This is a genomic window from Pseudomonas sp. B7(2017), from assembly GCF_002112745.1.
Taxonomy (GTDB): Bacteria; Pseudomonadota; Gammaproteobacteria; order Pseudomonadales; family Pseudomonadaceae; genus Aquipseudomonas; species Aquipseudomonas ekonensis.
In genome coordinates this window covers 114,937-129,690 of sequence record NZ_NEIP01000013.1, presented here as the reverse complement: position 1 = coordinate 129,690, position 14,754 = coordinate 114,937, and the positions used below count along the sequence as shown (strand labels likewise).

The following is a 14,754-nucleotide window of genomic DNA, read 5'->3' as shown; positions in this document are numbered from 1 at the left end:
GCTGGCTTGCCAGCGATGAGGCCGGCACTGCCGACATCTGCGGTGACTGGCCCCCCGCCATCGCCGGCAAGCCGGCTCCCACAGGTATCACCGGTGTCCGCAGGATCCATGCACACCGCCATCGCCAGCAGGCTGGCTCCCACAGAATTCAGCAGCGGCCGCAGTTCTGTGCCCACCGCAAAAACCTGTGGGAGCTGGCTTGCCAGCGATGAGGCCGGCACTGCCGACATCTGCGGTGACTGGCCCCCCGCCATCGCCGGCAAGCCGGCTCCCACAGGTATCACCGGTGTCCGCAGGATCCATGCACACCGCCATCGCCAGCAGGCTGGCTCCCACAGAATTCAGCAGCGGCCGCAGTTCTGTGCCCACCGCAAAAACCTGTGGGAGCTGGCTTGCCAGCGATGAGGCCGGCACTGCCGACATCTGCGGTGACTGGCCCCCCGCCATCGCCGGTAAGCCGGCTCCCACAGGTATCACCGGTGTCCGCAGGATCCATGCACACCGCCATCGCCAGCAGGCTGGCTCCCACAGAATTCAGCAGCGGCCGCAGTTCTATGCCCACAAGGATCCTGGTCATCCATCGTCCTGGCGCATGAACCCTGACCATCACCGAAGGTTTGTTACAGGATGTTTACGAAATTTTGACCAACGATCTTCTACAGTTGCACGCGAACCGCGTGTGTTTTCTATTCGAGTAGAGGAAAAAACCCAATGGCTGCAGGCAAAGGACTGCGTTTACCGTCCATCACCCCCACCCGTCTGGTACTGCTGTTTTCCCTGGCGCTGGTGGCGCTGTACAACCTGGCGACATGGAAGGCGCTGGGCACGCTGATCACCTTGCAGGGCGCACACAAGCTGGCGTTCTTCGCCTCATTCGGCCTGTTCCTGTGGGCCGCCATCACCCTGCTGCTGACCCTGGTGTCGTTCCGCTGGACGCTGAAGCCGGCGCTGACCCTGGTCGCCCTGCTCTCGGCCTGCGCCGCCTATTTCATGAACGAGTACGGCATCACCATCGACACGGTGATGATCCAGAACGTGTTCGAAACCAACCCGGAAGAAGCCTCCGCGCTGCTCAGCGGCAAGCTGCTGGCCTATGTGCTGGTGCTCGGCGTGGTGCCGGCGGCGCTGATCTGGCGCTGGCCGGTGGCGTACCGGCCGTTCTTCCGCGGGCTGCTGAACAAGGTGCTGGTGATGGTGGCCTGCGTGCTGGTGATCGGCGCGTCGGTGGGTGCGTTCTACTCGACCTACGCGCCGATCTTCCGCGAGGAAGACAAGCTCACCCACTTCATCAACCCGACCAACTACATCTACGCGATCAGCAAGTACGCCAAGCAGCGGCTGGGGATCAAAAAGCACTTCGTGGTGCAGGCCGTCGGCGAAGACGCGGTGATGAGCGCCAAGGCCACCGCCCGCGGGAAGAAGTCGCTGATGGTGTTCGTGGTCGGCGAAACCGCCCGGGCCGACCACTTCTCGCTCAACGGCTATGAGCGCGAGACCAACCCCGAGCTGAGCAAGCTGGACATCCTCAACTTCACCCAGGTGCACTCCTGCGGCACGTCCACGGCGGTGTCGGTGCCGTGCATGTTCTCGATGTTCCCCCGCGAGGACTACAGCGACAAGAAAGGCAAGACCTACGAAGGCCTGCTCGACATCCTCCAGCGCGCCGGCGTGCAGGTGCTGTGGCTGGACAACAACAGCGACTGCAAGGGCACCTGCCTGCGGGTGCCGCACCGCGACATCGCCAAGAACCAGCCGGGGCCGTTCTGCGACGGCAACAACTGCCTGGACGAGGCGCTGCTGGCGGACCTGCAGGGCTACATCGACAGCCTCAAGGGCCACGCGATCATCGTCCTGCACGCCGACGGCAGCCACGGCCCGGAATACTACGAGCGCTACCCGAAGGAGCAGGAACGCTTCAAGCCGATCTGCCACACCAACCAGTTGGGCAGTTGCAGCCGCGAGGAACTGGTGAACGTGTACGACAACACGATCCTGTACACCGACCACTTCCTGGCCAAGGTGATCGAGCTGCTCAAGCGCAACCAGGACACCCTCGACACGTCGATGCTGTACGTTTCCGACCACGGCGAATCCCTGGGCGAGAACGGCCTGTACCTGCACGCCGCGCCTTACGCCTTGGCTCCCGAGGCGCAGACCCATGTGCCGATGGTGATGTGGTTCGGCAACAATACCTTGGCGCAAATGGGCATCGACCGTGGCTGCCTGCAAGGCAAAAGCGGCCAGCCGGACCTGAGCCACGACAACCTGTTCCACTCGGTGCTGGGGCTGTTCGAAGTCAAGACCTCGCTGTACCAGCCGGGGCTGGACATCTTCCGGGGCTGCCGGCCGGCGATGACGGCTGCGCAGTGAGCCATGCGGGGGCGGATGAATGCAGGATTTGCTGCCCCCGCAAACCCTGTAGGCGCTTGCCTGCAAGCGATGACGCCGGCACATCCTGCACCTGTCGAGGCTGATCCACCGCCATCGCCAGCAGGCTGGCTCCCACAGTTGGAATTGCGGCAGGTCAGCAGGTGAGTTGCGCCAGGTACTGCCACGGGTAGATCCCGCGCTGATGGCCGTCGCTGAACACCAGTTGCAGGCCATAGCCCTGGGGGTTGAGTTCGATGATCCGGACTCGCTCATCGACCTGCGGTGTCATGCCCCGCAGGCGCAAGGCCCGGCACTGCGAGCACGGGCAGCGGCGGCGCAACTCCGCGTGCCCCAGGCGCTGTTCGCGCCCGTCCGGCCAGTTCAAGCGCAATGTCTGCCCGGCCGAGGCATTGCCGATGGCCAACGGGCTCATTGCAACTGACTCAAGGCAATGCGCACGGCCTTGCGCACTTCCGGGTCGCCGTCGTCCTGGGCGGCCTGCAACGCGGCCACCGCGCCGCGGTCGTTGAGTTCGCCCAGGGCCAACGCCGCCTCCTTGCGCAGGTTGCTGATGCGGTGGCCCAGGGTCTCGATCAACGCATCCAACGCGGCGACATGGCGCAGGCGACCGAGGCTGCGGGCGGCGCGCAGGCGCACTTGCCAGTAGTCGTCGCTCAGGGCCTGGATCAGGGCCGGGCCGGCGTCGGGGTGGCCGACCTTGCCCAGGGTCGTGGCGGCTTCTTCGCGCACGGGCCAGGCCGCGTCCTGCAACGCCCGTTGCAGGGCGGGCAGCACATCGGCGCCGGACGCCAGCCCAAGGGCGCCGGTGGCGGCGCGGCGCACTTCGCTGTCCGGGTCGGTGCTGGCCAGCCGTGCCAGCGCCGGTAGCGCATCGAGCCGTTTGAGCCAGCCGAGCACCCCCACCGCTTCGCGGCGCACGCCCGCCTCGGCGTCGTCGAGCGCCGCCACCGCTGCCGGTGCCGCTTCGGCCAGGCGCAGTTCTCGCAGGGCCCGCCAGGCCGCCGTGCGCACACAGGTTGCGGCGTGCGCCGTCCACGGCAGGATCACCCGGCCTGCGGCTTCGCTCTTGAGCAGGCTCAGGCTTTGCGCCGCGGCGGCCTGCACCGCCGGCGACGGATCGGTCAGGGCCCGGCACAAGGCCTCGACCACCGGCGCGTCTTCCCAGGCCTCCAGCAGGCGCGCCGCTTCGGCGCGCACGTCTTCGGCGGGATCGTCCGTCAGCCGGTCCACCAGCCACAGCAGGCCGTCGGGCTCTTCGAGGTCGGCCAGGTCGATCAGGGCGATGCGGCGCACGCCCGGATCCTCGGCGGTCAGGCGCGGTTGCAGGGCGAGGATGTCGGCGTTGTCGGTCACAGCAAAAAAAGAGGTCATGGGCTCACCACGGCTTAGGTTCGGACGGTGCGTTTGCGCCGCTGTCGGTGGGCGGTGGGAAACGCGGGATGTTCTTGTCTTGGCGTCCGGGGTGGCCGGATGGCGTCTTGCGTTGTCGGTGGCGGCCTCATCGCCAGCAGGCTGGCTCCCGCACGGTGGCTTGTGGGGCAGATAGAAAACGGTGGGAGCCAGCCCTGCTGGCGATGGCGTCAGTGAGCGCGCCACGGATCAGCGCAGCAGGTACGGGATCTCCACTTTCACCGCCCCGGTCGGGCAGTCCTTTTCGCAGGGCATGCAGTACCAGCACTCGTCGAAGGCCATGTAGGCCTTCTGCGTGGCCGGGTTGATCGCCAGCAGATCCATCGGGCAGACGTCGACGCATACGGTGCAGCCCTTGTCGGCGATGCATTTGTCCTCGTCCACGGTGACGGGGGCGTTGGAGCGGAAAAAGATATCCTGGGCTTGATGGGCCATGGTCGGGGCTCTCTCTGGGTGCGGTTCAGGCGGCGCCGACCCGCAGGCGGTCGTAGGCCTGCATTTCAACGGCGTCCAGGGGAATGATGTAAGGCTCGACGGGCTTCTTGAAGCTGGTCATGCGCCCGTCCTCGCCTTTCTTCAGGTGGCAATGGCAGAACCATTCGCGGTCGTTGCGCTCGGGGTGGTCGACCCGGTAGTGGTACAGGCCCCAGCGGCTTTCGGTGCGGAACAGCGAGGCGCGGGCGGCCATTTCGGCGCAGTCGCGGATCACGCTGACTTCCATGGCGCGCATCAGTTCATGGGCGTTGTGGGCCTTGAGCTGTTCGAGGTCGCGTTCGATGTCGCTGAAGCGTTGCAGGCCGATCTCCATCTTCTTGGTCACCTTCGGCGGTTGCAGGTAGTCGTTGACGAAGCGCCGCAGCTTGTACTCGACCTGGGCCGGCGGCAGGCCGTGCTCGCGCGCAAGCGGCGCGAACACCCGCGCCCGCTCCCGCTCGATCTGTTCGGCATCCAGTGCGGTGAACCCGCGCCCTTCCACGAACTGCGCCGCGTTCTGCCCGGCGAACCCGCCATAGGTGAACGCGCCGAGCATGTAGTTGTGCGGCACCGCCGCCATGTCACCGGCCGAATACAGGCCCTTGACCGAGGTCTCGGCCCGCTCGTTGACCCACACCCCGGACGCCGAGTGGCCGCTGCAGAAGCCGATCTCCGAGATGTGCATCTCGACCATCTGCGTGCGGTAGTCGGTGCCGCGGTTGGCGTGGAACTGGCCGCGGCTCGGGCGTTCGTTGCTGTGCAGTATCTGTTCGATGTCCTGGATGGTTTCTTCGGCCAGGTGATCGAGCTTGAGGAACACCGGCCCGTTGCCGCTTTCCAGTTCCTGGTGGAACTCGCGCATCATCTGCCCGCTCCAGTAGTCGCATTCGATGAAGCGCTCGCCCTTGTTGTTGGCGGTGTAGCCGCCCAGGGGGCCGGTGACGTAGGCGCAGGCCGGGCCGTTGTAGTCCTTGATCAGCGGGTTGATCTGGAAGCATTCCAGGTTCGCCAGTTCGGCCCCGGCGTGGTAGGCCATGGCATAGCCGTCGCCGGCGTTGGTCGGGTTCTCGTAGGTGCCCATCAGGTAGCCGGAGGACGGCAGGCCCAGGCGCCCGGCGGCGCCGCAGGCCAGGATCACCGCCTTGGCCTTGATCACATGGAAGTCGGCGGTGCGGCAGTCGAAACCCATGACGCCGTTGACCGTGCCCTCTTCGTCCGTCAGCAGGCGGGTGCAGACCAGACGGTTGGTGATGCTCACCCGCGCCCGCTTCAATTGGCGGTAGAGGACTTTCTTGATGTCGTGCCCTTCCGGCATCGGCAGCACGTAGGCGCCCATGTGGTGGACTTTCTTCACGGCGTAGTCGCCGGTTTCGTCCTTCTCGAACTTCACGCCCCAGCGGTCGAGCTGCTCGATGGTCTGGAAGCTGTGGGTGGCGTAGGCGTACACCGCCGCCTGGTTGACGATGCCGTCGTTGGCGACGGTGATTTCCTTGGTGTACTGCTCAGGCGTCGAATGGCCGGGAATGACCGCGTTGTTCAGGCCGTCCATGCCCATGCTGATCGCGCCGCTGCGCTTGACGTTGGCCTTGTCCACCAGCAGAACGCGCAGGTCGCGGTTGTGCTCCTTGGCCTTGATCGCCGCCATGGGGCCGGCGGTGCCGCCGCCGATCACGACGATGTCGTATTCCTGTTCGATGGTGGTGCCTGCCGTCGAATCCTGCGTCATGTGCGCTCCCCTTTTTGCCGGTCGATCCGCAGGCGGTACTGGAACGCATCGCCGCGGTAGTAAAGGTGTTCGAAATCCAGGGGCTGGCCGTCGGCATCGTGGGTCAGGCGCTCGATGCGCATGATCGGCGAACCGGCCTCGACGCCCAGCGCCTGGGTCAGGTCGTCGTCGGCCAGCACCGCGTCGATGGCCAGGTCCGCATGCCCCAGCGCCAGGCCGCAGTCGTTCTCCAGGATCAGGAAGATGTCGCGGGTCACCAGGTCGGCCTTTTCCAGGCGCTCGCCCAGGTGCTTGGGCAGGTAGGTGATTTCCAGCGAGACCGGCTCGCGGTTGATCAGCCGCACGCGCTTGATCTGCGCTACGGTGTCGCCTTCGGCCACTTGCAGGCGTTCGGCGATGCGCGCGTCGGCGGCGATGAACCTGAAGCTGCGCAGGCGGTTGATCACCTCGTAGCCGCGGCCGGCCAGGGATTCGGCCAGGCCTTGCAGGGTGCTGACGTTCTGGAAAGTCTTGGGCTTGGCGACGAACGTGCCCTTGCCGTGGATCTTGAAGATCAGCCCTTCCTTCTGCAGATCGCCCAGCGCCTGGCGCACGGTGATGCGGCTGACCTTGAACATCGCGCCCAACTCGCTTTCGGAGGGCATCTGGCTGTCTTGCGGGTATTGGCCGTCGAGGATGCGCGTGCGCAGCACATCGCGCAGTTGGGTGTGCAACGGGACGCTGCCCAGGGAAAGGAGGTTGTCGGTCATCGGCGATCACTTGTCATAACGAGTTATGACGTGATCTTAGGGAAGCGGTGTCAGGCTTGAGAAATATTGTTTGGGCATAACCTTAGATGCGGTGGCTGCGGGAGCGGCTGTCTTGCCCTGCGGTGCGCTCACTGGCGTCATCGCCAGCAGGCTGGCTCCCACATTGTTCTCCAGTGATCGCCAACCTTGCAGCCGACCGAGATCCCTTGTGGGAGCCAGCCTGCTGGCGATGGCGTCAGTCCGGAAGCCGCAGGGCGTCACCCGCGCTTGAGGATCCGGTCCATCACCCAATCGGTCTTCAGGGCCTCGGCGGCCACCGCCGGGTGCTGCGCCTGGCCGCGGATGTGGGCGTTCATGCCCAGGACGTGATGCCACTGGATGTGTTCGTGATGGGAGATGTGCAGGCTGACGTATTCATCGGCGTGCAGTTCGACGGGTTGTTCGTCGAACACGGAAAAACCGATCCGCCCGCGGCTGCCGACGATCTCGACCCGGTCCTCGCGCCGATCCGCGGCAAAGCTCCAGCAGCCCATGCCCAGGGCGCCGCCGGCGAACCGCCAACTGGCGCCGACGGCATCTTCGGCCGCGTACAGCCCGGCCTGGCGTGCGGTGAAGCCGGCCACGTCGACGATGTCGCCGAGCAGGTACTGGAACAGGTCCAGGCCATGGCTGGCCAGGTCGGCGAAATAGCCGCCGCCGGCCACCGCCGGGTCGGTGCGCCAGTTGTCGCCGCCCTCAAGGTCGGTCGTCGACGGCGCCTTGGTCAGCGTCCAGCTCAGCAGCCGGACCTCGCCGATCCGCCCTTCGTCCAGCCATTGCCGCACCTGCCGGAAGCGCGGCAGGGAACGGCGGTAATAGGACACGAACAGGTGCAGGCCGGCATCGGCGAACGCCTGGTGCATCTCGCGGCTTTGCCCGGCGTTGAGCGCCATGGGCTTTTCCACGCAGCAATGCTTGCCGGCGGCGGCGACCTTGAGGCTGTAGGCGTGATGGCTGTCGGGAGGCGTGGCGATGTACACCGCGTCCACCTCGGGGTCGTTGATCAGGGCGTCGGCGTCGGTGTAGAACCGCCCGACGCCGTGGCGGGCGGCGTAGTCGCTGACGGCGTCGAGCCGTCGCCCCATCACCGCCACCAACGCCGAACCTGGCGCCTTGCGCAGCGCCGGGCCGCTCTTGCGTTCAGTGACGCTGCCGCAGCCGATCATGCCCCACCGCACCACGTCCATGCCGAGCCCTCAGCCGATGCGCAAGGCGCGCAGGTCGAGGCGACCGTCCTGGAGCGGCGGGCACCAGTAATAGCCGCCGGTGATCGGCCGGCTGATGCGGTACAGGCCGTCGGTGATGCCGTCCTCCAGGCCGCTCATGCGCCGCAGCTGCGCTTCGAAGGCGTCGAGGGAGAAGCCGAACGCGAGGAACATCAGGCCGGCGCGGTCGCCTTCGATCCACGGCATCGAACGGCGCACCACGAACGCTTCGGGCGCGAAGCTTTCCTGGGCGGTGCGTTTGACGTGGGCGGAGACCGGCGCGTCGTCGATCTCTTCGTTGTCGCTCAGGCGACGGCCCATGATGTTGTCCTTGTCTTCGGCGGACAGCGCGTGGAACCCCTTGAGGTCATGCTGCCATTGCTGGATCGCGGCGAAGCTGCCGCCGACCAGGCCCTGCGCGCCCTCGCTGACCAGCGCGGCGGCCACGGCGGCTTCGTCGTGGGGGTTTTCGGTGCCGTCCTCGTAACCGGTGAGGTCGTGGCCGCCCATGTGGCGGAAGGCTTCCTGCTTCTGCACCAGGCGCAGGGCCGGGGCCAGCGCCGCCTCGAACGCGTGGCTGCGGTTGAGCAGTTCGCCACGGTCGGTGCCGTGCAGCCAGACCCACAGCGCATGCTGGGTCGACGGGTTCTCCACGCCCACGCCGGTCAGCGCCGGGAAGCTGCGCAGGCCGTCGATGTCCACCTTGAGCGCCTTGGCCAGGGACTCGCCGAAACCGACCACCGCCGATTTGCCGTCCACCAGGTTCAGCAGGTTGTCGATCGCCTGCGGCAGCGCCTCAAGCGATTCAAGGGCGAAAAACAGGTGACGTGCCTGCGGCGGAACGGGGGTGGCGAGGATGCCCGGCTGGTAGTGACTCATGTGAACTCCTTGGGAAAGAGCGCGGAGTTTAACTGTAGCCGGAGGGTTTGTGTGGGTTCAGAACAGAGGTTATTCGTGAGCGCCGCCGTCATGGCGCCACGCGCTGGGGCTCATCCCCGTCCAGCGCTTGAACGCCCGGCGGAAGCTGCGCACGTCGCTGTAGCCGACTTCCTCGGTGATGCGTTCGATGGGCATCTGCGGGTTGGCCAACAGGCTCATGGTGCGGGCCTGGCGCACTTGCTCCAGCAATGCTTCGAAGGTCAGCGAATGCTCGGTCAGGCGTCGGCGCAGGGTGCGGCTGCTCATGTTCAGGTCGCCGGCGATCTTCTCGATGTGGCTGCCCCGGCTCAGGTCCCGCGCGATCGCCCGCTCCACGGCCTGGATCAGGTCCAGTTTCTGGTGCACCTGCGCCGCCTCCAGTTCCAGCAGCTTGACCGCCTGACGCAAGGCCAGCGAATGGTGGTTGGGCAGGTTCACGTCCAGCCAGCACACGTCGAGCAGCATGCGGTTGTGCAGGCAGCCGAAGCGCACGTCCGGCCCCAGCAGGCGCCGGTATTCGTCGAGGTAGTCCGGCGCGGCGTGGACGAACTCCACCGCGATGGCCTTGAAGTCCTCCCCCACCAAAGCCCGCCCGTAGACCAGCAGGCTGGCGAAGAACTCCTCCACCGCGAACATCTGCACTTCGGCGAACGGTAGGCGGCATTCGGCGTTGACGAACACCTGCTCCCCCACCACGTCCACGCTGGACACCACGATCCCGCCGGAGGTGTGCTGATGGCGGATGCCCAGGGCGAAGGCGTCGCGCAGGGTCTTGCACAGCGACAGCACGTGGCCCAGCAGGCCCAGCGTGCCCAGCACGTTCTGCGCCCCGACCCACAGGCCCAGCCCCTGGTTGGGCAAGGCCTTGAGCGCGCGCTGGATCATGGCCACGGCCTGGCGGTAGGAGATGCGCTGCGCCGGGTCCTGCAGGTCGTCGAGAGTGAAACCCAGGCCACGGCACAGGGTTTGCGGCTGGATGCCCTTGAGCTGCGCGACTTCGGCCAGGGTCTGCAGCAGGAACGGCGACACCAGCGCCAGTTCGTAGGTGGGGTCTTGGACTTTGACGTTCATGGGGCTGGACATTCCGGATCGTGCTGAGTTGTTATTTTTGTAACCGGTTATGTCACAAGAAGTTAGCACAGGGCCGGCGGCCTGTCCGCAGATGCCCCCCTGCGTGTCCGCCAATACCCTGCCCCGGCGTGCGCCAAAGGCTTGATCCTAGGCTGCCGGCGCCCCGTGCGGCCGCGCCGCGTCCCCATCACAATAATAACGAGGACAACCATGAGCCCGAACCGCGCGACACGTCCCTTCCCGTTGGCCCTGATGCTGACGGTCGGCGCACTCCCCTTGCCCGCCTTGGCCACCGAGTCCGGCGTCGACAACATCGGCCCCGGCACCGACGGTTTCTTCGTCCTGCCGCTGGACGTCGACAACCTTCCGGAAAACATGGTCGCGTTCAACCTCTACTACAACCACTACAAGGCGACCAAGCTCAACATCAGTTCCCTGGGCGGCAAGGTGCCGAACGTCGAGATCGAGTCCACCGCCGTGGTGCCGCGCCTCGATTACCTGAGCCCGGTGCGGGTGCTCGGCGGGCGGCTCGCCGGTTACGTCGCCCAGCCGTGGATGAAGCAGGAAGTGGCGGCGTTCGGCCTCAGCGACACCCGCGAGAGCATGGGCGACACCACGTTCGCCCCGATCATCCTGTGGGACATGGGCAAGAACCTCACCCTCGGCGCCGCCGTGGAGATCACCGCGCCCACCGGCGAGTACGACGCCGAACGCCTGGCCAACACCAGCAACAACTTCTGGACGTACAAGCCACTGTTCTCGTTCACCTGGCTGCCGACCGAGCGCACCGAACTGTCGATGAAGACCACCTACAGCTTCAACGAAAAGAACAAGGACACCGACTACAAGTCCGGGCAGATCTTCCATTTCGATTATTCGGCCAGCTACCGCGTCACCGACAACCTGCGCCTGGGCGTCAACGGCTACTTCCTCAAGCAGACCACCGACGACAAGCAGTTCGGCCACACCGTGCAGTTCGCCGGCGAAGACGTGAACGACGGCGTGCGCGGCAAGGTGTTCGCCATAGGTCCTGCCCTGTATTTCACCTTTCTCAAGTACGCCAGCGCGGAGATCCGCTGGGCCAAGGAGTTCGACGTGGAAAACCGCCCCGAGGGCGAAATGCTCTGGGCCAAGATCAGCATTCCCTACGCGTTCTGAGGCACGCGGCCCGGCTTACGGACAAGGTGTCGGCAGCAGGCGCAACAAATCGCCACACATGCCGGCCACCGACACCTTCGGCAGACTCGCCAACGCCGGCATGAGTGCGTATAACACCGCCCGTTTCGTCTAACCTGACGTTGCGCCCGGCTTCTTCGCGGGCGCTTCGATTGCGACGCTCATGAAACGGAGAATTCCATGCTCAAACGTACCCTGGCACTGACCGCTGGCCTGGCCCTGACCTTTTCCTCGCTGCTGGCGAACGCCGCCGAGGTGCTGCGGGTCAGCGCGATCCCCGATGAAGCCCCCACCGAACTGCTGCGCAAGTTCGAGCCGCTGGGCAAGTACCTGGAACAGCAACTGGGCATGGAAGTGAAATTCGTCCCCGTGGCGGACTACCCGGCGGTGGTCGAGGCACTGGCCACCGACCGCCTCGACATGGCCTGGCTCGGCGGTTTCACCTTCGTCCAGGCCCGCCTGAAGACCGACGCCACCACCCCGGTGATCCCGCTGGTGCAGCGCGAGCAGGATGCGCAGTTCACCAGCAAGTTCATCACCGCCGACCCCAACGTCAAGAGCCTGACTGACCTCAAGGGCAAGACCTTCGCCTTCGGTTCGGTGTCGTCCACCTCCGGCAGCCTGATGCCGCGCTATTTCATGCTCAAGGACGGCATCAAGCCTGAAACCTACTTCAGCCGCGTCGGCTACTCCGGCGCCCATGACGCCACCGTCGCCTGGGTGCAGGCCGGCAAGGTCGATGCCGGCGTGCTGAACGCCAGTGTCTGGCAGAAGCTGGTGGACGCCGGCAAGGTCGACACCGCCAAGGTGAAGGTCTTCGCCACCACCCCGGCCTACTACGACTACAACTGGACCGTGCGCGGCACCCTCGACCCGGCCCTGGCGGCGAAGATCAAGAAGGCCTTCCTCGCCCTCGACCCGGCCAACCCCGAGCAGAAGAAGATCCTCGACCTGCAGGCCGCCAGCCGTTTCATCGAGACCAGCCCGGACAACTACAAAGGCATCGAGGAAGCCGCCCGCGCCGCCGAACTGCTGAAATGACCCTGCGCCTGACCCAGGGACGCCTGCACCACGACAACGGCGTCCACGCCCTGCAAGGCGTGGACCTTCACATCGGCGCCGGCGAGCAGGTGGCGATCATCGGCCCGTCCGGGGCCGGCAAGTCGAGCCTGCTCAACGTGCTGGCCACCGCCGTGCAGCCCAGCGGCGGCGAACTCGACGTGCTCGGCCAGCGCGCCTGGCAGCTGTCCGCCGGTCAGCGCCAGCGCCTGCGCGCCCGCATCGGCCTGGTGCACCAGGCGCCGCCCCTGCCGCCCCGGCAACGGGTGGTGACGGCGGTGCTGGCCGGCAAGCTCGGCCAGTGGAGCCTGTTACGCAGCCTGGTCAGCCTGCTGCATCCGCTGGACGTGGCCGGCGCCCGGGCGGCGCTGGCGAAACTGGATCTGAGCGACAAACTGTTCAGCCAGTGCCAGCAACTGTCCGGCGGCCAACTGCAACGGATCGGCATCGCCCGGGTGCTGTACCAGGCGCCGGAAGTGCTGCTGGCCGACGAGCCGGTGTCGGCGATGGATCCGGTGCTGGCCGGGCATACCCTGTCGGTGCTCTCGCGCCATGCCCGCGAGCACCGGGTCACGCTGGTGGCGAGCCTGCACGCGGTGGAGCTGGCGCTGGCGCACTTCCCGCGGATCATTGGCCTGCGCGAAGGCCGGATCCTGTTCGACTGCCCCGCCGCCGAGGTGGACCGCGAGCGGCTCGACGCGCTCTACGCCAATGAACAGCTGCAATCCCCGCCGACGGTCGTGCCGCCCCTGACCATGCAGATCCCCCGATGCTGAGCGCCGATTCCCGCGACCCCGCCGCCTGGCCGCGCCTGCTGCTGACGCTGCTGGCCGTCGCCCTGCTGTGGCCGGGCGTGCAGCTCAGCGAACTGGATCCCGGCGTGCTGCTGCGCGCCGACAGCCAAAGCGAGATGGGCCGTTTCGTGGCCGGCTTCTGGCCGCCGGCCCACGACGACGCGTTCATGCAACTGCTGCTCAAGGCCACCCTGCAGACCCTGGCCATCGCCACCGCCGGGATGACGCTCGCGCTGCTGTTGGCGGCGCCCGCCAGCCTGCTGGCCAGCCGCGCCCTGTCGCTGTCCGCCGCTTCGCGCGGTGGGCGTCCCGGGCGTTGCGGGCGCCTGTTGCGCTGGCCGGTGCGTGGCCTGCTGATCTTCCTGCGCAGCGTGCCGGAGATCGTCTGGGCCTTGCTGTTCGTGCGGGCCGTCGGGCTCGGGCCGGCGGCGGGCGTACTGGCCATCGCGATCACCTACGCCGGGATGCTCGGCAAGGTCTACGCGGAAATCTTCGAGTCCACCGACCAGCGCCCGGCCCACGCCCTCATGCAGGCCGGCAGCGGTCGCCTGGGCGCGTTCGCCTACGGCATCCTGCCCAACGTGGCGTCGGAGCTGCTGTCGTACACGGTCTACCGCTGGGAATGCGCGATCCGCGCCTCGGTGGTGATGGGCTTCGTCGGCGCCGGCGGGCTCGGCCAGCAGATCGACCTGTCGATCCGCATGTTCGCCGGCGGCGAAGTCGCCAGCATGCTGCTGACCTTCCTGCTGCTGGTGCTGGGCGCCGACCAGCTGAGCCGCCTGCTGCGCGGGAGGCTGGCATGAGGCGCCTGGTCAACGCATTGCTGATCCTTGCCATCGGCTGGGCGGTGGTCGCCTCGTTCGCCTATCTGGAACTGGACCTGGCGGAACTGGGCAGCGCCGCCAGCCTGAAGCAGATGGGCGCCTATGTGCAGCGTTTCCTCAGCCCCGACCTGAGCGCCGGTTACCTGTCCGCGATCCTCCACGGCGCGCTGGAGACCCTGGCCATGTCGGCCCTGGGCACCCTGCTCGCCACCGGCCTGGGGCTGGTGCTGGCGCTGCCCGCCGCCGGACGTTTCGGCTGGCCGGGGCAAAGCGCCGCGCGCCTGCTGCTCAATGCCCTGCGGGCGATTCCCGAGCTGGTCTGGGCGGCGCTGATGGTGCTGGCCGCCGGCCTCGGCCCCAACGCCGGCACCCTCGCCCTCGCCCTGCACACCACCGGCGTGCTCGGCCGGCTGTTCGCCGAAGCGCTGGAGAACACCCCGCCGGAACCGGCCGAAGCCCTGCGCCGGCAAGGCGCCAACCCGGTGCTCGCCTTCTGCTACGGCACCTTGCCGAACCTGGCGCCGCAGCTGATCGCCTACTGCCTGTACCGCTGGGAAAACAACATCCGCATGGCCAGCGTGCTGGGCTTCGTCGGCGCCGGCGGCCTGGGGCAGATGCTGTACGTGAGCCTCAGCCTGTTCCAGGAAGCCCAGGCCAGCACGGTGATCCTGGCGATGCTGGCGCTGGTGTTCGCCGTGGACTCGTTGAGCGCCTGGAGCCGCCAGCGCTGGGTCAAGGCGTAGCGCCCGGGCCGCGCCTTCCCGTGATGGCGAGTGGATATCTGCGCGAAGCTGATTATGCTCAAGGAAACCTCGCCGCGACGCGAGGCTTTCCACCTGTCCACGCAGCATGCAAGCGCTTATCCGATTCAAGCCCCAGGGCCCGGGTACGAAAACGTTGAAGAGGTGCTCCGGCCTG

General features: G+C 66.8%; 14 protein-coding genes. 6 read left to right on the top strand and 8 right to left on the bottom strand.

The features are described 5' to 3' along the window. Positions 1-711: 711 nt before the first annotated feature. Entirely contained in the window at positions 712-2,370 is a 1,659-nt protein-coding gene (locus CAG29_RS21565; protein ID WP_085656429.1) for a phosphoethanolamine transferase, read from the top strand. Positions 2,371-2,524: 154 nt separating this feature from the next. Here the strand turns inward: CAG29_RS21565 and CAG29_RS21560 are convergent, their stop codons facing one another. From CAG29_RS21560 to CAG29_RS21525, 8 genes are all read right to left on the bottom strand, one after another. Then, positions 2,525-2,803 (bottom strand): DUF971 domain-containing protein, encoded by a 279-nt coding sequence (locus tag CAG29_RS21560; protein WP_085585734.1) that lies wholly within the window; start codon positions 2,801-2,803, stop codon positions 2,525-2,527. Continuing rightward, positions 2,800-3,762 carry a HEAT repeat domain-containing protein gene (locus CAG29_RS21555; RefSeq protein ID WP_085695120.1) on the bottom strand — a complete coding sequence of 321 codons (963 nt, stop codon included), beginning with the start codon at positions 3,760-3,762 and terminating at the stop codon, positions 2,800-2,802. The genes CAG29_RS21560 and CAG29_RS21555 overlap by 4 nt, the downstream gene beginning before the upstream one ends. Positions 3,763-3,990: 228 nt before the next feature. Further along, complete coding sequence (locus tag CAG29_RS21550; protein WP_085585730.1) at positions 3,991-4,236, bottom strand: ferredoxin family protein; 246 nt, start codon at positions 4,234-4,236, stop codon at positions 3,991-3,993. A gap of 25 nt (positions 4,237-4,261) precedes the next feature. Then, positions 4,262-6,001 carry a fumarate reductase/succinate dehydrogenase flavoprotein subunit gene (locus tag CAG29_RS21545; RefSeq protein WP_085585728.1) on the bottom strand — a complete coding sequence of 580 codons (1,740 nt, stop codon included), beginning with the start codon at positions 5,999-6,001 and terminating at the stop codon, positions 4,262-4,264. Further along, positions 5,998-6,750, bottom strand: coding sequence for a GntR family transcriptional regulator (locus tag CAG29_RS21540; RefSeq protein ID WP_085695119.1), 753 nt, complete (start codon positions 6,748-6,750; stop codon positions 5,998-6,000). Before CAG29_RS21540 ends, CAG29_RS21545 begins: the two co-directional genes overlap by 4 nt. Positions 6,751-7,007: 257 nt before the next feature. Next, the gene (locus CAG29_RS21535) at positions 7,008-7,976 is read right to left on the bottom strand and encodes a Gfo/Idh/MocA family protein (protein WP_085695118.1); all 969 of its coding nucleotides are present in this window, start codon (positions 7,974-7,976) and stop codon (positions 7,008-7,010) included. A gap of 9 nt (positions 7,977-7,985) precedes the next feature. Continuing rightward, a complete protein-coding gene (locus CAG29_RS21530) occupies positions 7,986-8,873 on the bottom strand; it encodes a Dyp-type peroxidase (RefSeq protein WP_085585722.1) in 888 nt (295 codons plus the stop codon). Positions 8,874-8,942: 69 nt separating this feature from the next. Next, positions 8,943-9,983: an AraC family transcriptional regulator gene (locus tag CAG29_RS21525; RefSeq protein ID WP_085656432.1), complete on the bottom strand. Its 1,041-nt coding sequence runs from the start codon at positions 9,981-9,983 to the stop codon at positions 8,943-8,945. Positions 9,984-10,193: 210 nt separating this feature from the next. On the opposite strand from CAG29_RS21525, the gene CAG29_RS21520 reads away from it, so the two are divergent. The 5 genes from CAG29_RS21520 (at position 10,194) to phnE (ending at position 14,579) form a co-directional block, all read left to right on the top strand. Continuing rightward, entirely contained in the window at positions 10,194-11,141 is a 948-nt protein-coding gene (locus tag CAG29_RS21520) for a transporter (RefSeq protein ID WP_085585718.1), read from the top strand. 198 nt (positions 11,142-11,339) lie between these two features. Next, positions 11,340-12,200: a putative selenate ABC transporter substrate-binding protein gene (locus CAG29_RS21515; protein WP_085695117.1), complete on the top strand. Its 861-nt coding sequence runs from the start codon at positions 11,340-11,342 to the stop codon at positions 12,198-12,200. Further along, the gene (locus CAG29_RS21510; RefSeq protein ID WP_085695116.1) at positions 12,197-12,994 is read left to right on the top strand and encodes a phosphonate ABC transporter ATP-binding protein; all 798 of its coding nucleotides are present in this window, start codon (positions 12,197-12,199) and stop codon (positions 12,992-12,994) included. Before CAG29_RS21515 ends, CAG29_RS21510 begins: the two co-directional genes overlap by 4 nt. Further along, positions 12,988-13,815 (top strand): ABC transporter permease, encoded by an 828-nt coding sequence (locus tag CAG29_RS21505; RefSeq protein ID WP_085585712.1) that lies wholly within the window; start codon positions 12,988-12,990, stop codon positions 13,813-13,815. The genes CAG29_RS21510 and CAG29_RS21505 overlap by 7 nt, the downstream gene beginning before the upstream one ends. Next, entirely contained in the window at positions 13,812-14,579 is a 768-nt protein-coding gene (gene phnE, locus CAG29_RS21500) for a phosphonate ABC transporter, permease protein PhnE (protein WP_085632974.1), read from the top strand. The genes CAG29_RS21505 and phnE overlap by 4 nt, the downstream gene beginning before the upstream one ends. Positions 14,580-14,754: the final 175 nt, after the last annotated feature.